2 protein-coding genes are annotated in these 23557 nt (G+C 47.3%); both read left to right on the top strand.

The annotated features are described in order from the left end of the window. Window positions 1-1023: a hypothetical protein gene (locus tag GA520_RS18440; protein ID WP_163340813.1), complete on the top strand. Its 1023-nt coding sequence runs from the start codon at window positions 1-3 to the stop codon at window positions 1021-1023. Between the two features lie 56 nt (window positions 1024-1079). Continuing rightward, window positions 1080-23393, top strand: a complete 22314-nt coding sequence (locus GA520_RS18435; protein WP_304511247.1) for an Ig-like domain-containing protein — start codon at window positions 1080-1082, stop codon at window positions 23391-23393. The last annotated feature ends 164 nt before the right edge of the window (window positions 23394-23557 follow it).

Raw genomic sequence — 23557 nt, 5'->3', positions numbered from 1 at the left:
ATGTTGAATTTTAGAAATATATATCTTTTGATTTTTACTTCGGTGGCAAGTTCTTTAGTTTCTCCTCTAGTCTTTAATAGTTTTGCAGAATATTCTGGCCCAGAACATCTCGCATCGATAGCTTGGGGGAATGAGGAGGGCCAAATTAGCAAGAGTCAAGGTGGTGGGAGCCTGGGGAATTATACTGTGATGTTTGTGATATCTAATAATGAATATATAATTATTCCGGATCAGTATAATAATAAAATAATGGTATTAAAAAACGATGGTAAATTTTTAAACGAAATAACACCAAGAGGAATTACTACAGAGTATCTTTTGGATATTTGGCCTGGAGAAATTGTGTTAATTAATAATGACCAAATTATTAGTCTTACAAAGAGCTCTCTACAAAAATACAACTACACTGGCGAATTACTGAAGTCAGAGATTGCATCAGTTGGTCATTTTTTGAATAAGACACATGATGATAAAATAATTTTTGAATTAAACGATCTCTTTAATGTATATGATTCAGATTTGAATTTTGTTCAAACTTTGAAAGAAGAACCTAAAGATGAAAACGAAATTACACAGAAAATGATATATAGTATTGATGAAAATGATCCGAGTGGTGTTGCTATATCTTATGAATACAATGTGGGGAATGAAATTGTTAGTCTATATGAGGAATATTTAGACGTTCAATATTATAAATTGATTAATGCTGAATTATTTGTGGTAAGCAATGAGGAAAACGAGGAATCAGCCCACACTTATATTCATCCTGGAGGATTTGAAGAAATTGATTATGAAGAATGTAATGTCATAAGAGTTTATAACATTTCTTCTCAATTGATTACAGCATTGTTTCTCCCTTGCGATTTTTATGAGAAAGAAGTGATTCTACCTGAGAATATGGTTGAGTATCCTGGCCCGTTAAGAGTTTATAGTTCCCCTGTTTTTGACAGTAAAGGTAATGTTTACGTTACTGAACAATTTGCAGACTACTTTAATATATACAAATGGACTTATAGCAAATAGGAGTTCATGAACAAAGTATATTTTAATAAATTAGAATATCCTGGTGAAAAGGAATTATGAAAAAAATACTTGTTCTTCAGTATTTATTATTTTTAATTTTTAATTTATTTCAATTTCCTGTACTAGCCGAAGATATCGGTAATAGTGAAGTTCTTGTTAAAGGAATAGCCATTGATGTCGATACAAGACCTGATCTAAACGGAATCCATCACAAAATGACAGCTGTGAAGGATCTACCAACTGGTGTCCAAACAATAGTAGGATTACCCCAACAGGGAATAGCAGCAGATTACCCATTTGGTTCTATGGTTAAAGCGGAACTGTATGGACCGCAATTTTCCGAACCTCTCACACTTAGTGCTTTTCCGAACCAATATATGGAGATACCAGGTCTGAAAGTCGGAGGTGATTACTTTCTTCGCAATATAAGACTTGAAGACCAAGATGGTGCACAACTACTTTTACGCGATCCAGTAGCAGAGCCAGTCGTAATTAACGTTATTGAAAAACTGCTTGTTACACAGGTTACATCAAGAACTTTAACCTTAGACGAGATAGAAGAACGTGGAATTGTTATAGATGCAGACAATTTTACTGTACTAAATTTCACAATTGGCTTGTCTCTTGGAAGTGAGACTGTATCAATTGATTTACCATTTTATCGCACAGGGAATGACGGTGAAGAAATTTTAGTCCCAATTTCTCTCCCTGACTATACGAACATCGGAAAGGGATTGGAGCTTATTAACATTCCAAATTTAAGCCTCCAGGGTTTCACTATTAGGCCGGTTATTCCTAACGAGGAAGAGATTGAGCTTCCATCAATTGCAGGTGTAATTATAATCCCTGGGAATATTGCTTATCTGAATCAATTTTTCAGTGTTATCGTACAGGCCAGTAACGCCTCGCCTGAAGGTTCCGGTTTGGATGTGGAAAACCTAACTGCTACAATAAATCTTCCTTTGGGTGCTGATGAGATCCCTGCAAGCGGTGATGATCCACTGAGACTTGCAGAAACGGATAGTGGTATTACCGAACAGGTAGCTCTTGTTGATGAACATGGCAGTAATACTCTCGCTCCCCAAAGAACAAATTCAGGAGAATTCCTAGTTGAAGGCCTGCGAGAAGGGACACATACTGTCGATTTCCATATTAATGGTGAGTTATATGTTGATGCTCTCAATAGATATGTTGATGTCGTTGGTAAAGCGTCTGGGGTGGTAAAGGTTGAAAATCCATCTTTCGACATAGTTCTTGCTCACCCGGATGTTGTTCGTGAAGGTGAAGCCTATCCCGTTTTTGCTACAGTCACTAATGCCTCATCGACACCTGCAAATCTTTTTCAGCTGAATATCAACAAGCATAGCCTGTCCGGAGCCAGTTTAGCTGAGGGAGAAACAGGGCAGCGATCGATCAGGACCCTGGCCGCCGGACAGGCCGAGACGCTTGAATTTCGTCTTGTTGCTCGAATTACAGGAGAGGTAAGAGGGACTGTTTTCTTGGCAGATGAAGGGATTAATGGCAGTTTCGTTCTAAATACTGGGGTTGGAGATTGCGGTATACCACTATCACCTGATACTTTGGCCCTGCCCTCGACAGTGGACTATCTTCCTGATGAACCTGATCTTGCTTTTGCAGCTATCCGCTTGCTTGGAATGGCATACAGTGTTGCAACAGCTCCAGCGGGTTCTCTTTCCTCTGATGTCTCGAGGATAAGGAAATCACATGTTTTTGACTTGGCAACCAAGATGGCCCAAGCCGGTCTGCATATTCAATTTGGTGAATCCTACCGGTCTGCATTACAGGCCATAATAATGGATTTTCTTGGTAACGATATTGACAGACTTGCAGAATTTTACCCTGACGAAGAAGAGCAGTCGAAGGTGCTGGCAGATATCGAAGCATTTGACAGCCTGCGAAGGAATACGGATGCTGGAAACAACCTGACCACGGTCTTATCTGAACTCATTAGAAAAGAATTGGATGGCCAGGCATTAGCAGAATTTCAGCAACAATGGGCAGAACTTTTTGCGTCCCGTCCTGCACATCTATCGTACGGGATGAGTGGCGAGAATGGTGTTGTACAATTACAAATTACCGATGATGAAGAGAATATTGTAGGTAAGCTTAGCGAAAACGGTTCACTGTATAGAGAAATACCTAATACGATAGTTTTATCCTTGTCGGAAGAAAGCTTTGCAAATGAGATAATATTTGATGCAGCCCCGGCTTCTCCGTCCTATACATTCGAGTTTTCTATTACTCAGCGACTTGATTCGTCTGTTATTTCCCTGATTGTTCCTGGTGAATCCGCCTCCATGAAACGAGTGATCTACCCTTCTCTGGTGCTGCCGGATGGCAGTTATGGAAGGATGAATTGGAGAAAGGACAATGACAATAGTTTCGTATTCCAGATTGATACTGATAATAATGGTGACTTTGATCTGGATCTTCTGCCCGTTACAGTCGAAACTATAACAGATTTTGCTCCGGAAATTATTGGTGTTAGGCAGTGGATCAAAGGCAACAAAATGGGAAAAATGATTGGTGCCTTGTTAAATGAGGAAGTTGATTCACAACTGGCTGGGGAAACTTCAATTTATGAAGTTGAGGGTCACAATGTCAAAGGTGCATACGTTACTTCTGATCGTCGGATGGTTTTCCTGGCATTGGATGCACCTGTCGGGCCATTTATAGAAAGAGAACTTGTTATAACTGGATTGGCAGATCTACGCCAGCATGGCATGGGGCGATCTGCCAGAATTATTATGCCAGATCCGGATAGAGAGATTGGCGGGCTGGTTAGTGGCCAGGTTACAGGGGTCGATGGTTCATCTATCCCATTTGCTTCTGTCAAGTATTATAACTCGGCAAGTGAGTGGCCAGGTCCCGTTTCTATACTCGTATCCGATGCAAGTGGCCGGTTTCTCATAGATTATGTTGTGCAGGGGGAGTCTGTAGCTGGTAAGTTGACACCTTTTACAATTCAGGGTGTTGATACTCTTAGTGATGAGGAGGGGGAGGTGTCCTCTGTAATTCACTTTGACGGGCAGGATCAATATCTCGATGTCATTGTACAATCAGTTGGTGGCGGAACAGGGAGTCTTGAGGGGACTGTCTTTTTTGAGAATGGTTCAATTGTGTCTGGATCGACACCGGATTCAGACGATGCTTTGATGGTTGTGGCCAATAATATCACTACCAACGAGACCTTCCTCAGTTGGGTTGATGCAGATGGTCATTATTCCTTTCCTTATGAGTATATTGATGACACCGGTAAAGTGTGGTCAGCTCCTCGTCTTCCCGTCGGTAATACCACTCTGGTTACAACACTAGTTGGCAGTGGCCGTTCATTGATAGGAAAGGGGCTCACGACGATCAATATCCCAAATAATGAAGCGAGTGTAGAACAGGATATTATTCTTGTTGCACCTAGCCAGTTCGGAACAGTAAGTGGCCGTGTTCTTGAACATGACGGGGTTGCCGGAGCTGTCCATGTTGAGGTTCAGATAGCTGCTGAAGTTGTAATTAATAGTGATCTTGCTGGTCAAACTTATGGCATGAGTGCGGTTGCATCAACTTACACCGATGCTGATGGTTATTATTCATTCTCAGATATTCCTGCAGGTGATGTAATCCTTTATGCTGCAAGAGCATCAACCTATGAGCAAGCTCGTGCAAACGGTTTTCTGGAGCAAGATGGACATGTTGATCTAACTGTAGTTTTACCTGGGACCGGCGGGACGGTGCGCGGCGTTGTTGTGGATTCTCTTGGAAATCTGGTCCCGGCAGCCAAGGTCGCATGCGGCCCTTTTCTGGTTGAGGCAGATGATAGTGGGATATTTGAAATCTCAGATCTGCCCCTAATGAAACTGACAGTGTATGGCCAAAAGGAAGGCTCAAAAGCACTGGCAAAGACACAGGTTGAGCTTTATTCACCGGAAGATGTTCAGGATGTAGTTCTGGTTCTGGAGCCGACTGGTGTTTTTCAGGGTACTGTTTTTGAAGCTGATGGCGTGACTCCTGTAGCTAATCAGATGGTTCAGCTGTGGTATTCTGGTGAGAGTGGTTCAGGGATAATGAGTGAAACTGTAACTGATGATCAGGGTTTTTATCGATTTGATGAGTCTCCCATGTATCAGCTTGGTTACCCAGACACCGTAAAATTTGCTGAATACTCGATTCGCGCTGTCACTCATCATCATGGTGATGGGGGCATGGCAAACGCTTCAATTCGCTACCCAGGAGAAGTGAGTGATGTTGATGTGTATTTTCGGGGGCTTGGTGAAGTGCTTGGACGCGTCATTCAAAGTAACGGTACTCCTGCCATAGCCGATGTTGTAATTACCAACAAGGTATGGAATGCAAATTGTCCAGAGCAAGAGGGACGTTCAAAAGCTGAGAATTATTATCTAACGGCAATAGAGGCATCTCTGAGTGAGTTCCCCGCTGAGTTAGAGGGTCGAATTATGTCCATGTTACCAGGGGAACAGAAATGTTTTTACCTGTCGAGCAGACAGCGCCTCCTCTCAAGTGACATACTTGGGGATGGGGGGGAGGTTACTGGTGAATTCCATTATAAAGGATCCATTACAGGTGGACCGTTCACACTCTCCGTTTCAAATGCTTTTGTTGACCAGGTCGATCTGGATTATGAGATGCCTCGGACAACAAATCCTGCAGAGCGCATAGTAGATGTTGGTGACATAATTCTTTCGCCAGTCAATGGCGAGGTACGTGGAACAGTTTTCTTACCGGATGGAGTTACTCCTGTCGGTGAAAATGTTAAGGTTTCTGCCATGTCAGCGGGACTTGGGGAAATTAGTGTCTTAACTGATGAGACTGGTTCCTTCCATTTTCCATTGGTACTAAGGGGTGGCATATCTCTTACTGCTGATACCGGAGAGCCTGATGCAATTATTAGAGCAACCTCCGCAGCCGATATCAAAACAAGCACTTTTGAAAATCTTAATGTCCGCCTTTATGGTGAAACTTATGGTGTAGTGCCAATTTACGATGTTCTCATTGCAGATATTCGTCTTCAGGACGCTGCCGGAGCAGTTGTTAACATTGTAGAAGCAGACGGGGTGAGCCCGGTACCTTATGCTGAGGTCACCGTTAGTACAGCATCGGGTTTAGATATTAATGAAGAGGATTCTTTTCGGAAATTGGTGGTGGATGAAAATGGCAATATCGAAATATTTCCATTAACTGAAGGTGATTTTCAAGTCACTGCAACTTTTCCGGGATATTTTCCCGGAGTCACCTCAGGTAATATACCTGAGAACCCTGTAGATGGTTTAATCCGCAATATAACTGTCAGCATGGGGGCGGTAACGACGCAGAGCGGACAGGTTATTACCAGTGAAGAGTTTGGTACTGTGACCGGTACGGTGTATAAGCCAGATGGTACTGTGAACGATGGGGCAGCGATGGTGCGGTTGCAGGCTACTGGTGGGATAGACCTGTATACAATTACAGGGGATAATGGAATTTTCACGTTTGAAAACGTTCCAGGTGGTTTTTTCAATTTGGAAGTCCGGGACACAAATACTGCACGATGTGGTAGCGAATATGGGGCTATTACTTATGATGGACAGATTGTCGAAATTCCAGTTACATTGGGCGGATTGGGTACCGTTACCGGTCAGGTATTAAGAAATAACGGCTCCATCCCTGTCACCTCGGCGGATGTCACACTTTTTCCTTCGGGCAGTTTCAGTAATAGCATGATTACTCGATCGAATAGCCAGGGAATATTTCAGTTTCCTGGTGTTCCTCTTGGAGAGTTTAGTATAAATGCGAGGGATTATGCCAGTGGTTTGTCAGGAGTGGCGACCGGTGAAATGCAAGCCGATGGAGACCTCAACACTCAAGATATTTTTCTCACTGCCAGTGGATCAATCACTGGAGTCGTTTATGGGCAGGGAGTTGTTTTAGATGATTCAGGATCTCCTGTTGATGCTGAAGGAAATCCATTGAGTGATCCCCCTGTCTCTGCAGCTGCTTCCGTGAGTATTAATGGTAACGGAGTAGAAAGAACGATACAGACTGATGGTGATGGAAGATTTGATTCCGGTCTGTTTCTGCCAATCGGTAAATATAGGTTAACCGTCAGGTCTGCAACAGGGAACGATGGCACTGAAGCAGAGGTCGTTTTACTGTTTGATGGTGATGTCGCACAGAAAAACCTGGTCATGAACGGTACCGGCAGGGTCGAAGGGGTTGTGCTTGATTGGCAAGGTGAGAATCTTATAGCAAATGCCCGGGTAATACTCCAAAGTCAAAGTTCATTTTCACCGGGGGGCGTGTCGAGAATTACACCAGATGATGGTAGTTTTGTTTTTGAGGATATTCCGTTTGGTCCATTTACTCTTGAGGTTGAAACCCTTAATACAACTCCAAGGTTAGGAGCGATTGTTTCCGGTGAGTTGACGGCCCCTGGGCAAGTTCTTGTATTTCAGGACAATGATGATGATCCAGAACACAACAGTCTTCGGCTGCAGCCGAGTAGCAGCATAAGCGGCACTGTTCTTCTTTCCGATGGTTTGAGTCCAGCAGCGGGTGCTATCGTTGCCTTGCACGGTAGTGGATTTGATGTCAATCACCTTGCAGATGGAAATGGTATTTTCAGTTTCACAGGTCTGCCTTTAGATACGTATTCAGTGACGATACTGGAATCCAAGTCGAATGGAGTGGCTTCAAGGTTCTTTACTCTCGACAACAATGGGCAAAATCTTGATCTTGGAAGTATTGTTGTGGACAGCGACAGTCCGATAGTTGTTACACACACACCCGGTTCCCAAATAACCGGTGTGAGTGTCAATGCCGAGATAATAGTTGAATTTTCAGAGCCAATCGATAGTCAGTCGGTGACGATGGATACGTTCCAGGTGTTGTTAGGTAGTGTCACTGTGCCTGGTACTTTAAGCTTCTCGTCTGACAATTTGGTGGTGACATTTTCAGCAGATCAGCAGTTTCCTGATTTATCAACGGTACGTGTTCTACTCAAAAGAGATAAACTTGATTTTGAGAATGAGGTTGAAAAACCTGGAATCAAAGATCTTTCTGGGTTGAGCATGGTTGCTGACTTCGATTTCACCTTTACAACTGCTGACTCTACTCCGCCTGAACTTGTTTCAGTGAGTCCTGATAGTGATGAGGAGGAGATATCACTTTCATCGGTAATACGGTTTGAGTTTAGTGAGTCTGTAAACCCGGATTCAATAACATCCTTTAATGTTATGCGGCATGGTTCTTCTATTAATGGCACCATGTCTTGGCCGGAAGCTTTCACTGATAGAGTTGGTGTGTTTGTGTCTGATGAGCCGCTTGTGGCAAACTCAAGTTATACAGTAAAGATTATAGGACCTGTTAGTGACAAGGTCGGCAATGTGATGCCAAACGAGGAAATCAATTGGACATTTTTTACTATTGATACAATCGCGCCAGAAGTAATAGACGTGGCTGTTTCAGGAGGTGACCAGCTTACACAGGGTAAAGCAGTTACATTTACTCCGGTGATGAATGGCGCTGGGGATCTAAGTAATGTTGAGTTTTATGTTAATGGAACACTTCTTGAGACAGTCGCAGAAGATCCTTACAGCTTTTCATTATTGCCGGGACCTGAACTTGGATCTCAATTTGCGTTAGGGGTGGTGGCTGTGGATTTGATGGATAACCGCAGTCCTGTTTACAACCTGCCGCTGTCAATTATCGCAAATAAACCCCCGACGGCTATCATTACTGCACCAGGAAATATAACGGTAACGCCAGGACAGGAGGTAACCGTACGCATAGCTGCGAGTGATGATGTTGGTGTAGACAAAATATCCTACCTTGCCGAGGGAGGGACTCTCGGTTCAGGGAATCGGCAATTTGCTGTATTTCCAGAAACTGCTGAAACTCTATTTCAATTTACTGTTCCGGAAGATTATCCTGTAGGGAAAACAATTCCAATCAGAGGCACGGTTATTGATGCACTTGGACTATCCTCTCCATCAAATGAAGTAATTGTTACCGTGGCAGATCGCTTGCCTCCAAAGGTTTCCATAGGTAGCCCGGCAAATGGCAGCATGGTTGAACCCGGTTCTGAAATCACTGTGTTTGTACGTGCAGATGATCTCAGTGGAGTAAAATCTATTAGTTTGTCTGCAGTAGGGGCATTGCCTGCTGTCAGCGAGCATATTATTGAACCGGTTCAATCACCATCATCAGCTAATATCACCATTTCAGTTCCAGAAGATGCTGATCCTACTAAAGAAATAATACTGACTGCATCGGCTTTTGATGCAGCCGATAATCATGCCGAATCTTCTATTTCCTTAATGGTTGTTGATAGACGACCACCGCTTACTGCAATAAGTATAGAAGCTGGATCCTTGGATGTTCATGTCGGGCAGGTGGTAACTGTTAAAGGTATCGCAGAAGATGAAATTGAAGTAGTAAAATTGCAATTTCAGGCTGGAGATTTTCATATTGAATCAAGAAGCACATCCTCAGCACATGTTTCAGAAGATTTTTCATTTACTGTTCCCGAAACATTGACTCATGGGCAGGCTATACCTGTTTCATTTGTTGCAACTGACAGTATGGGAAATAATTCAGCTACAGCTCGTCTGACACTTCAGGTTGTTGATGTTTTAGGACCGGTATTGACCATTTTGGAGCCCCAGGAGGACAGCGTAGTTATCCCCGGAGATACCATTACTATAAATATTGCAGCAGAAGACAAGTCAGGGTTGGCAGAGTTAAGGTATTCTGCGAGTGGCGCAGTAACAGGTGAGGGCAAACATACCGTAGTCGATAGTGCGACCTCTGCATCGACTCAATTTGATCTCAATATTCCCGAGGAGGCCGGTGCCAATGAACAGGTGATGATAGAGGTGGTTGGCCGAGATATAGCTGGGAACGAAACCGTTCAGAAACGCACAGTAAAAATTGCCGATATTGTTGCTCCTTCAGTTATCTCCATTTCACCAGTTGAAGGAGCAACAGGTGTACCGTTTCTCTCTAATGTAGTGGTTAAGGTCAGCGAGGCGATAGCTGCGGACAGTGTTGTTGCGGAATCTTTTATAGTCAGGGTAGATAGCAATGCCGTTAGCGGTACTTTCAGTATAAGCACTGATGGGTCCAGTATAACATGGCAACCTGATAATCCTTTAAACCTGGGTAAACTACATTCTGTGGAGTTGACTGCTGATATAACAGATATCGCAGGAAATCCTCTTATACCTTATTCTTCTACATTTTCGGTATTAGATTTCTATATTCTTGCTCCTGAGGATAGCAGTTTATTAGTAGAAGGTCAGGAAACCGAGGTGGTTGCTGCCGGTGGGTCGGATGATATGATCAGTTTTGTTCATTTTCTGGCACAAAATGGACAACAAAAATGGTCGGTTGGTACATCTGAATCGCCTTATTCGACTATATGGCACGTTCCAATGCTTGATGCAATGGAAGATGACCAGCTGCTTATTTATGGCGATATTATCTATGGTGGAGAAAAGCTAAATGTCAATGTGGAAATGACATCGTCTTCTTCTCTCGCCGATGGTTCGTCTTCAGGGTTGGCTGTCGATGGAAATGTGAATGGCTTTTGGGATGAGACGAATCCTACAATTGCCGAAACCAACGAAGAGTTGCATGCATGGTGGCAACTCGACTTAGGACAAAATGTTGATATTGGTTATGTGAAATTGTATTTGCGTGCCGACGATTGTTGTCAGGGAAGTAATCAGTTGGCAGTTCTTATATCCGAGACCCTATTTGATGAAAACGACTTTAGTTCACCTCAGTTACCGCTGGAATACAAGAATAATGCGGTAGAGGTATATCGAACTCAAAGAGATTTTGATACGGGCACCATTATAGTTCCCATTTTTAGTAACGCCAGATTCCTAAGGGTTGTTCATAAAGGTGTGGGCATCGTTTCACTTGCTGAGGTAGAAATATATCAAGATGCCGACAGCATTGCTATTGATGGCAACCAGGTTACGCTAATACCGGAATTCGGAGATTATGATGGTGATGGCTTAATTAATAGTGTCGAAATTGGTGCTGGATCAGACCCATATACGGATGACGCACATGACGATCCAGACAATGATGGATTGGAGAATATTGATGAGATTGCAATAGGGACTGATATACATAATCCCGACAGTGATGGAGATAGCATTCCTGATGGCGAAGATGATAAACCCTTGGAGCATAATGAGGCTCCGGTTGCTCTTCAGCAGGAAATTGTTCTCGATACAAGTAGTGAGGTTTTGATTACTCTACAGGGTAGTGATCCAAACGGTGACGAACTTGTATTTACTATTACTTCCCTTCCTATTCATGGATCACTGTACCAGACGATTGATAGTATTGCTGCAGGCGAAGCTATTTCTACAGTACCGGCAATTGTAATTGATGAGCAAAAGCGAGTCGTTTATATCGCAGAACCTGGATACTCAGGGGAAGACTCACTAATTTTTGATGTTAACGATGGGCACCTTTACTCTGACGAAGCTTTGATTCAATTCAGTGTTTTGGCACAAGATACTGACAACGATGGATTGTCAGATGATGAAGAGGTTAACACCTATCAAACCGATCCCTTTGATCCGGATTCTGATGGTGACGGACTGCACGATGGTGATGAGGTTCAGGTCCATGGAACAGACCCGAATTCCATGGATTCAGATAATGACGGATTGCATGATGCTGATGAGTTAGTGAATGGAAGTAATCCTGTTATTACTGACACCGATGGAGATGGAGTCAATGATCTGGCTGATAACTGCCCAACAGATATAAATCCTGACCAAACCGATTCTGACCTTCAGGGATCTGTTTATACAACAGATGTTGAAGGCTATATGAAAAATTGGCTTATACTTGGGCCTTTTGCTGCGGAAGGTTGTGGTAGCGCAGTCGAATATATAAACGAAAAGAACGCAGCACCATTTGCGGGTGGTACGGTCGAGGGGAAAACCTGGCATGAATATGAAAGTGATAGTTCCTATATCGATTTTGATTCTCTATTTGTGCCTAATGAGCAGGTGGTTAGCTATGCCTACACAGACGTTTATGCAGAGAATGCTACGGATGTACAATTGCTTTTGGGAAGTGGCGACGGTGTACAGGTATGGCTTAATGGGGTTGAGATACTGGTTGAAAATACCTGTAGGGAACCAGTCCCCGGCCAGAATGTGATTGCAGCTCATTTGGTAAAAGGAGCCAATCGCCTTTTGATTAAAGTGACCGATGGGGGAGGGAATTGGGGCTTTTATGCACAAATTCTGAATGTCGACGGCCAGGCCTTAGTACTCGAATGTGGATATAAAAATGATGGACATGGTGATATCTGCGATAATTGCCCGGATGTCATTAATGGTGAACAATATGATATCGACAACGATGGATTAGGTGATGCTTGTGACGATTCGGACAATGATGGCTTAAGCGATAAAGAAGAGAGGCTGATCTATTTAACAGACTATCTTGTTGGAGATACAGACTCTGATGGATTAAGTGATGGGGAAGAGGTCAATGTTCATGGAACAGACCCGTTAATTACCGATTCCGATAATGACGGCATATCTGATTTCATTGAAATTTCGATCACTCACACTGATCCACTGCAAGCGGATACAGATGGTGACGGCCTAAGTGATATTGAGGAGGATAAAAATCAAGATGGAATAATTGATCCAGGAGAATCTGATCCTAATAGCGACGACTCTGACGGAGACGGCATGTCCGATGCTGTTGAGGTTCACTGGGGATTGGATCCGCTGGTAAAAGATGCAGATGACGACCCAGATCAGGATGGACTCACGAATATCGAAGAGCTGGAATTGGGGGCAGACCCGTTTGATAAGAATACTGCTTTGGACACGACAGGGATAAGTGAATTAGAGTTGTCGGGTATTAATGTTTACACCTCAATTTATATTGCCCCGGAAACGACCATACGTGGCAGTGGTGATGAGCCGTTGCTGTTGATCTCTGCTGGAGACATTGACGTTGAAGGGATTATCGATGTGGCTGGTGGTGATGGTGCCGATGCTGTTAATACATCTACTGAAAACGCGTTTGGTGGTGAAGGCGTAGCTGGCGGTGGTTCCGGTGGTAGCGGTGGTATTCTCGGTGCGGGTTCTGCAGGAGTCGGTTCTGGCTTCGGTGGAGGCGGTCCATGGTTTGATAACCGGTCCCAGGGAATGACTGGTGGTGGTGCCGGATACGGTTCACCCGGTTTACAGGGCGGATATTATTGGACGGCAGATCCTTTATCTAGAGGGAGTGCCGGCATTGTTTATGGATCTACCCGTCTGGTTGATTTTACGGGCGGTTCCGGTGGTGGTGGCGGCAGCAGTGCCAGGAGCAGCTACGTACCTGAAGTATCCTACGGTTCCCATGGGGGCGGTGGTGGAGCCGGTGGCGGTGCGGTCTATATTGAGGCGTTAGGCACCTTGTCAATTGGCTCAGCCGGAGGCATAGTCACCGATGGTGGTTCTGGTGGTAGTGGTGTGTTAGGTAGTAGTAATTACGGTGCCAGTGGTGGTGGCGGTTCCGGTGGCGCGATCTGGCTTGTTGCTTCTGTGCTTGAGAATAATGGTACACTAAGTGCGGTTGGTGGAGCTGGTGGTCCTAACTACTACAGCACTTACCGTCTGAATGGAGGTCAGGGAGGTGTCGGCCGGATCAGGGTGGATGCTTCTGTGTTGCGCATAAACGGAGTTGAAGTTGATGAGAGTACCTTCGGTCAGAGCTCGAGCCCATCAGTCGGCTATTTTGCCCTGTCAGACTACGACCAGGATGGGCTGACCAACGAAGAGGAGTCAGCCTTTGGTACGGATATGCTAGTTTCCGATAGCGATGGAGACGGCATGGATGACGGTGATGAAGTGGAATATGGTCTGGATCCTCTGGTTGACGATGCTGCTGAAGATTCCGATAACGATGGTGTAAGCAACGTTGATGAGTTAGCCCTTGGGACAGATCCATTCCGCGACGACCGTGGTGCGGACCTTGATAATGACGGTCTTGTAACGGAAACCGAGCTGCAATTAGGTACCGATCCGCTGGTGGCCGATACGGATGGAGATGGTCTACTTGATGGTGTGGAAGATGCGAACCAGAATGGTATTACAGATGCCGACGAGACCGATCCGTTGCTTTCCGATAGTGACGGTGACGGTATTGCGGACGGTTCAGACAGCAATCCGCTAGTCGCAGACCAGGACAACATTCTCGATACAACCGGAGTGAGTGAGCTCGTGCTTTCCGGAACCCATACCTACACTTCAATTTACGTTGCCCCGGAGACGACCATCCGCGGCAGTGGTGATGAGCCGCTGCAGCTGATCTCTATGGGTGATATTTCAATTGAGGGTATCATCGATGTCAGCGGTAAGGCAGGTTCAGACGCTCAGAACACATATATAATCAATGCGTTTGGTGGTCGAGGCATAGCTGGCGGCGGTAGCGGTGGAAGCGGGGGTATCCTTAGTGCGGGTTCTGCAGGAGTCGGTTCTGGCTTCGGTGGAGGCGGTCCATGGTTTGATAACCGGTCCCAGGGAATGACTGGTGGTGGTGCCGGATACGGTTCACCCGGTTTACAGGGCGGATATTATTGGACGGCAGATCCTTTATCTAGAGGGAGTGCCGGCATTGTTTATGGATCTACCCGTCTGGTTGATTTTACGGGCGGTTCCGGTGGTGGTGGCGGCAGCAGTGCCAGGAGCAGCTACGTACCTGAAGTATCCTACGGTTCCCATGGGGGCGGTGGTGGAGCCGGTGGCGGTGCGGTCTATATTGAGGCGTTAGGCACCTTGTCAATTGGCTCAGCCGGAGGCATAGTCACCGATGGTGGTTCTGGTGGTAGTGGTGTGTTAGGTAGTAGTAATTACGGTGCCAGTGGTGGTGGCGGTTCCGGTGGCGCGATCTGGCTTGTTGCTTCTGTGCTTGAGAATAATGGTACACTAAGTGCGGTTGGTGGAGCTGGTGGTCCTAACTACTACAGCACTTACCGTCTGAATGGAGGTCAGGGAGGTGTCGGCCGGATCAGGGTGGATGCTTCTGTGTTGCGCATAAACGGAGTTGAAGTTGATGAGAGTACCTTCGGTCAGAGCTCGAGCCCATCAGTCGGCTATTTTGCCCTGTCAGACTACGACCAGGATGGGCTGACCAACGAAGAGGAGTCAGCCTTTGGTACGGATATGCTAGTTTCCGATAGCGATGGAGACGGCATGGATGACGGTGATGAAGTGGAATATGGTCTGGATCCTCTGGTTGACGATGCTGCTGAAGATTCCGATAACGATGGTGTAAGCAACGTTGATGAGTTAGCCCTTGGGACAGATCCATTCCGCGACGACCGTGGTGCGGACCTTGATAATGACGGTCTTGTAACGGAAACCGAGCTGCAATTAGGTACCGATCCGCTGGTGGCCGATACGGATGGAGATGGTCTACTTGATGGTGTGGAAGATGCGAACCAGAATGGTATTACAGATGCCGACGAGACCGATCCGTTGCTTTCCGATAGTGACGGTGACGGTATTGCGGACGGTTCAGACAGCAATCCGCTAGTCGCAGACCAGGACAACATTCTCGATACAACCGGAGTGAGTGAGCTCGTGCTTTCCGGAACCCATACCTACACTTCAATTTACGTTGCCCCGGAGACGACCATCCGCGGCAGTGGTGATGAGCCGCTGCAGCTGATCTCTATGGGTGATATTTCAATTGAGGGTATCATCGATGTCAGCGGTAAGGCAGGTTCAGACGCTCAGAACACATATATAATCAATGCGTTTGGTGGTCGAGGCATAGCTGGCGGCGGTAGCGGTGGAAGCGGGGGTATCCTTAGTGCGGGTTCTGCAGGAGTCGGTTCTGGCTTCGGTGGAGGCGGTCCATGGTTTGATAACCGGTCCCAGGGAATGACTGGTGGTGGTGCCGGATACGGTTCACCCGGTTTACAGGGCGGATATTATTGGACGGCAGATCCTTTATCTAGAGGGAGTGCCGGCATTGTTTATGGATCTACCCGTCTGGTTGATTTTACGGGCGGTTCCGGTGGTGGTGGCGGCAGCAGTGCCAGGAGCAGCTACGTACCTGAAGTATCCTACGGTTCCCATGGGGGCGGTGGTGGAGCCGGTGGCGGTGCGGTCTATATTGAGGCGTTAGGCACCTTGTCAATTGGCTCAGCCGGAGGCATAGTCACCGATGGTGGTTCTGGTGGTAGTGGTGTGTTAGGTAGTAGTAATTACGGTGCCAGTGGTGGTGGCGGTTCCGGTGGCGCGATCTGGCTTGTTGCTTCTGTGCTTGAGAATAATGGTACACTAAGTGCGGTTGGTGGAGCTGGTGGTCCTAACTACTACAGCACTTACCGTCTGAATGGAGGTCAGGGAGGTGTCGGGCGGATCAGGATTGATGCCCCTGTCCTACGCATAAATGGTGTTGAAGTAGATGAGAGTACTTTTGGTCAGAGCTCGAGCCCATCAGTTGGCTATTTTGCCCTGACAGACTATGACCAGGATGGACTGACCAACGAAGAGGAGTTCGAACTTGGGACCGATATGCTTGTTTCCGACACCGATGGTGACGGTATAGATGATGGTGATGAGGCAGAAGCGAACCTCAATCCTCTGGTTGACGACAGCTTGGAAGACCCGGATAATGATGGTGTAAGTAATTTTGACGAGTTGGCGCTTGGGACAGATCCATTCCGCGACGACCGTGGTGCGGATCTCGATAATGACGGTCTTGTAACGGAGACAGAGTTACAATTAGGAACCGATCCGCTGGTGGCTGATACGGATGGAGATGGTCTTCTTGATGGAGCGGAAGATGCCAACCAGAACGGTATTGTTGATGTCGACGAGACCGATCCGCTACTTTCCGATAGTGACGGTGACGGTATTGCGGACGGTTCAGACAGCAATCCGCTAGTCGCAGACCAGGACAACATTCTCGATACAACCGGAGTGAGTGAGCTCGTGCTCTCCGGTACCCATACTTATACCTCGATCTACGTTGCTCCGGAAACGACCATCCGCGGCAGTGGTGATGAGCCGCTACAGCTGATCTCCATGGGTGATATCGTTCTTGAAGGATTTGTTGATGTGACTGGTGGTACTGGCAAGAATGCTGACAACACTGCTGTTTTCGTTAATACACCTGGAGGTACAGGAATAGCCGGAGGCGGCGCTGGTGGTCGTGGTGGTCTGTTGAGTAACGGTTATGCAGGTCGAGGTCCTGGATCCGGTGGTGGCGGTCTCAGGGTGAGTGGTTATGCGAACGGAACAACCGGTGGAGGTGCTGGTTACGGTACCCCGGGAGTGCATGGTTTTTGTACATTCTCTTCCAATACTACGTATGGAGGAACAGGAGGAACTGTTTATGGCTCTGCCATCCTTTTCGATTTCATTGGTGGTTCCGGTGGTGGTGGTGGCGGCAGTGCCGGTTACTATGATGTGGCAGGAGATGATTTGGGAGCCAACGGCGGCGGTGGCGGCGGTGGTGGCGGTGCTGTCTACATACATGCATCCGGAGGGCTTCTAATTGGTGAAAATGGTGGTGTAAGGGCTGATGGCGGTTATGGTGGCAGTGGAGTGTATGACACCATAGGTGGCTATGGCGGTAGCGGAGGCGGTGGTTCCGGAGGTGCGATCTGGATTGCCGCCAACGTTCTGGAATTTAACGGAGGTGGAATTACGGCTTTAGGGGGGCTTGGTGGAGAAAGTGTCATAAATAGTTCGAATTCAATGATCTCAGGTGGCCCTGGAGGTGTCGGCCGAATCAGGATAGATGCGCCACGGCTCCGTATTAAAGGTGTTGACGTTGATGAAGATGAATTTCTGTTTGCCAGGGTGACTGCTCCACTAGTTGGTTATTTTGGACTTGGAGATCATGACCGTGATGGTCTTCTGAATGATCAGGAACTTGAGATAGGGACCGACATGTACCAGGCCGACACTGATGGTGACGGAATGCTTGATGGCCTGGAAGTCGAGTTCGGTCTTGATCCGCTGGTTCCTGATAATACTACTGATTTTGATAGTGACGGATGGAGTAACGGTGAGGAGGTCAGTCTTGGACTTGATCCGTTCCTGGATGATCGTGGTGCAGACCTAGATAATGACGGTCTTGTAACGGAGATAGAATTACAGCTGGGTACGGATCCACTGATCACCGACACCGACGGTGACGGGTTACCGGATGGGGCCGAAGATGCTAACCGAAATGGTGTTGTAGATGCTGGCGAGACAGATCCGTTGCTGGTGGACTCAGATGGCGATGGGTTTGATGATAACACTGATGGTAACCCGGTTACTGTAGACCAGGAAAACGTATTAAATACTACCGGCATAAGTGAATTGGTTTTGTCTGGCACAAACATTTATACCTCTATCTATGTTGCTCCCGGGACTGTAATCAGAGGGATTGGGCAAAAGCCACTACGATTAATATCCACTGGTGATGTCAATATCGAGGGAACCATCAGCGTTCGAGGAAGTGATGGTCTTGGTGGTGAGGACTCGATTTTCCTGAATGTTCCAGGCGGTTATGGAGTTGCTGGTGGTAGTGGGGGAGGCTATGGTGGACTCCTTGGAGATGCCGGTAATGGTTTTGGTCCTGGCGCTGGTGGCGGCGGCAAGCTATGTGGGACGAATGTAACTGGTCTCACTGGAGGAGGTGCTGGATATGGTTATTCTGGCTTACAGGGCGGGCTGTATAATGGGAGTTGTTCAGCGAATAGGGGAGCAGCAGGGATTACTTATGGTGGAGCTTCGTTATTTGACTTCACGGGTGGTTCCGGTGGTGGTGGTGGAAGCGGTACGTCTGTGTCCTACGTTACAGACCCGGTCAAGTTAGGAGCAAATGGCGGTGGTGGCGGTGCGGGTGGTGGTGCTGTGTATGTGGAAGCTTTTGGCACGTTGGCTATTAGTGCTACAGGCATCGTAGCTGCTGATGGTGGTGCTGGTGGAAGTGGAATATATCAAGGCACTACTCATCACTATGGTGCCAGTGGTGGTGGCGGTTCCGGCGGAGCTATCTGGCTAGTTGGGCAGGCAGTCGAAAATAATGGAACCGTTACGGCTATTGGTGGCGGTGGTGGCGCTAATATTGGTTATAACACGTATGGTGGTCAAGGCGGCGCTGGCCGAATAAGAGTTGATGCTCAAGTACTTAGGAAGGAAGGGGTTGAAGTAACTGAGAATGAGTTTGTACAAAACTTCTATCCTGGAGTTGGCTATTTTGCCCTGGCAGACTACGACCAAGATGGGCTGATCAACGAAGAGGAATTCGAATTTGGGACAGATCTGTTTGTCTCTGATAGTGATGGAGACGGCATGGATGACGGTGATGAGGTTGAAACTGGGTTTGATCCTCTTATCGATGATGCTGGTGAAGATCCGGATGATGATGGTGTAAGTAATCTTGACGAGTTGGCACTTGGCACCGATCCGTTCCGTGATGATCGTGGTGCAGACCTTGATAATGATGGTCTTGTAACGGAGACCGAGTTGCAATTAGGTACCGATCCGCTGGTGGCCGATACCGATGGTGACGGTCTACTTGATGGCGTGGAAGATGCGAACCAGAATGGTATTACAGAGGCCGATGAGACAGATCCGTTGCTTTCCGATAGTGACGGTGACGGCATTGCGGACGGTTCAGATGGCAATCCACTGATAGCGGACCAGGACAACATTCTCGATACAACCGGAGTGAGTGAGCTCGTGCTCTCCGGTACTCATACCTATACCTCGATCTACGTTGCCCCGGAAACGACCATCCGCGGCAGTGGTGATGAGCCGCTGCAGCTGCTCTCTATGGGTGATATTTCAATTGAGGGTATCATTGATGTCAGCGGTAAGGCAGGTTCAGGCGCCCAGAATACATATATAATCAATGCGTTTGGTGGTCGAGGCATAGCTGGCGGTGGATCCGGTGGAAGCGGTGGTATCCTTGGTTCGGGTTCGGCTGGTACCGGTCCCGGTGGCGGTGGTGGCGGTGTTTACCCAAGCCGAACTGTGGCAGCAACTGGAGGTGGTGCCGGTTATAGTTCACCTGGTCTCCAAGGTGGATCATATAGTACAGACTATCGAGGTAGCGGGGGCAGAGTTTATGGTTCTTCCCGGTTGGTTGACTTCATGGGTGGTTCTGGTGGTGGCGGAGGCAGCAGTGCTCAGACCAGCTACGTCCCTGAAGTGTCCTATGGTTCCCATGGCGGCGGCGGAGGCGGCGGTGGCGGTGCTGTCTATATCGAAGCGTTAGGCACCTTGTCAATTGGCTCAGCCGGAGGCATAGTCGCCGATGGTGGTTCTGGTGGTAGTGGTGTGTTAGGTAGTAGTAATTACGGTGCCAGTGGTGGAGGTGGTTCCGGTGGTGCTATCTGGTTAGCAGCTTTAACCATAGAGAATAATGGAACACTAAGTGCGTTAGGTGGCCTTGGTGGCCCCAACTACTATAGTTATTATAACCTCAATGGCGGTAAGGGCGGTGTCGGGCGGATCAGGATTGATGCCCCTGTCCTACGCATAAATGGTGTTGAAGTAGATGAGAGTACTTTTGGTCAGAGCTCGAGCCCATCAGTTGGCTATTTTGCCCTGACAGACTATGACCAGGATGGACTGACCAACGAAGAGGAGTTCGAACTTGGGACCGATATGCTTGTTTCCGACACCGATGGTGACGGTATAGATGATGGTGATGAGGCAGAAGCGAACCTCAATCCTCTGGTTGACGACAGCTTGGAAGACCCGGATAATGATGGTGTAAGTAATTTTGACGAGTTGGCGCTTGGGACAGATCCATTCCGCGACGACCGTGGTGCGGATCTCGATAATGACGGTCTTGTAACGGAGACAGAGTTACAATTAGGAACCGATCCGCTGGTGGCTGATACGGATGGAGATGGTCTTCTTGATGGAGCGGAAGATGCCAACCAGAACGGTATTGTTGATGTCGACGAGACCGATCCGCTACTTTCCGATAGTGACGGTGACGGTATTGCGGACGGTTCAGACAGCAATCCGCTAGTCGCAGACCAGGACAACATTCTCGATACAACCGGAGTGAGTGAGCTCGTGCTCTCCGGTACCCATACTTATACCTCGATCTACGTTGCTCCGGAAACGACCATCCGCGGCAGTGGTGATGAGCCGCTACAGCTGATCTCCATGGGTGATATCGTTCTTGAAGGATTTGTTGATGTGACTGGTGGTACTGGCAAGAATGCTGACAACACTGCTGTTTTCGTTAATACACCTGGAGGTACAGGAATAGCCGGAGGCGGCGCTGGTGGTCGTGGTGGTCTGTTGAGTAACGGTTATGCAGGTCGAGGTCCTGGATCCGGTGGTGGCGGTCTCAGGGTGAGTGGTTATGCGAACGGAACAACCGGTGGAGGTGCTGGTTACGGTACCCCGGGAGTGCATGGTTTTTGTACATTCTCTTCCAATACTACGTATGGAGGAACAGGAGGAACTGTTTATGGCTCTGCCATCCTTTTCGATTTCATTGGTGGTTCCGGTGGTGGTGGTGGCGGCAGTGCCGGTTACTATGATGTGGCAGGAGATGATTTGGGAGCCAACGGCGGCGGTGGCGGCGGTGGTGGCGGTGCTGTCTACATACATGCATCCGGAGGGCTTCTAATTGGTGAAAATGGTGGTGTAAGGGCTGATGGCGGTTATGGTGGCAGTGGAGTGTATGACACCATAGGTGGCTATGGCGGTAGCGGAGGCGGTGGTTCCGGAGGTGCGATCTGGATTGCCGCCAACGTTCTGGAATTTAACGGAGGTGGAATTACGGCTTTAGGGGGGCTTGGTGGAGAAAGTGTCATAAATAGTTCGAATTCAATGATCTCAGGTGGCCCTGGAGGTGTCGGCCGAATCAGGATAGATGCGCCACGGCTCCGTATTAAAGGTGTTGACGTTGATGAAGATGAATTTCTGTTTGCCAGGGTGACTGCTCCACTAGTTGGTTATTTTGGACTTGGAGATCATGACCGTGATGGTCTTCTGAATGATCAGGAACTTGAGATAGGGACCGACATGTACCAGGCCGACACTGATGGTGACGGAATGCTTGATGGCCTGGAAGTCGAGTTCGGTCTTGATCCGCTGGTTCCTGATAATACTACTGATTTTGATAGTGACGGATGGAGTAACGGTGAGGAGGTCAGTCTTGGACTTGATCCGTTCCTGGATGATCGTGGTGCAGACCTAGATAATGACGGTCTTGTAACGGAGATAGAATTACAGCTGGGTACGGATCCACTGATCACCGACACCGACGGTGACGGGTTACCGGATGGGGCCGAAGATGCTAACCGAAATGGTGTTGTAGATGCTGGCGAGACAGATCCGTTGCTGGTGGACTCAGATGGCGATGGGTTTGATGATAACACTGATGGTAACCCGGTTACTGTAGACCAGGAAAACGTATTAAATACTACCGGCATAAGTGAATTGGTTTTGTCTGGCACAAACATTTATACCTCTATCTATGTTGCTCCCGGGACTGTAATCAGAGGGATTGGGCAAAAGCCACTACGATTAATATCCACTGGTGATGTCAATATCGAGGGAACCATCAGCGTTCGAGGAAGTGATGGTCTTGGTGGTGAGGACTCGATTTTCCTGAATGTTCCAGGCGGTTATGGAGTTGCTGGTGGTAGTGGGGGAGGCTATGGTGGACTCCTTGGAGATGCCGGTAATGGTTTTGGTCCTGGCGCTGGTGGCGGCGGCAAGCTATGTGGGACGAATGTAACTGGTCTCACTGGAGGAGGTGCTGGATATGGTTATTCTGGCTTACAGGGCGGGCTGTATAATGGGAGTTGTTCAGCGAATAGGGGAGCAGCAGGGATTACTTATGGTGGAGCTTCGTTATTTGACTTCACGGGTGGTTCCGGTGGTGGTGGTGGAAGCGGTACGTCTGTGTCCTACGTTACAGACCCGGTCAAGTTAGGAGCAAATGGCGGTGGTGGCGGTGCGGGTGGTGGTGCTGTGTATGTGGAAGCTTTTGGCACGTTGGCTATTAGTGCTACAGGCATCGTAGCTGCTGATGGTGGTGCTGGTGGAAGTGGAATATATCAAAGCACTACTCATCACTATGGTGCCAGTGGTGGTGGCGGTTCCGGCGGAGCTATCTGGCTAGTTGGGCAGGCAGTCGAAAATAATGGAACCGTTACGGCTATTGGTGGCGGTGGTGGCGCTAATATTGGTTATAACACGTATGGTGGTCAAGGCGGCGCTGGCCGAATAAGAGTTGATGCTCAAGTACTTAGGAAGGAAGGGGTTGAAGTAACTGAGAATGAGTTTGTACATTTTTTTAATCCTGATGTTGGACATCTGAATTTGATTGAATAGTTCTAGATTGATATGGTTGCTCACCTGTTTAAATATTCTTTTAGACTCAAAGGTCTAAAAGAATATTTTGCAAAAACTCCAATTCAATATTTTGTCAATTGTGCTCAAAATTGTGTTCTATTTACAAAGTATTGTTCGCAATATTTTGAATATATACAATATTT

The sequence above is a fragment of the Desulfopila sp. IMCC35008 genome, from assembly GCF_010646885.2.
Classification (GTDB): Bacteria; Desulfobacterota; Desulfobulbia; order Desulfobulbales; family Desulfocapsaceae; genus Desulfopila.
Note: the sequence above shows the minus strand (reverse complement) of the source record. Positions and strands in the feature narration are given on the sequence as shown.

Bases quoted from the DNA above. Each gene is read 5' to 3' on its own strand.
- GA520_RS18435 (WP_304511247.1), top strand. From the start codon at position 1,080: ATGAAAAAAATACTTGTTCTTCAGTATTTATTATTTTTAATTTTTAAT.
- GA520_RS18440 (WP_163340813.1), top strand. From the start codon at position 1: ATGTTGAATTTTAGAAATATATATCTTTTGATTTTTACTTCGGTGGCA.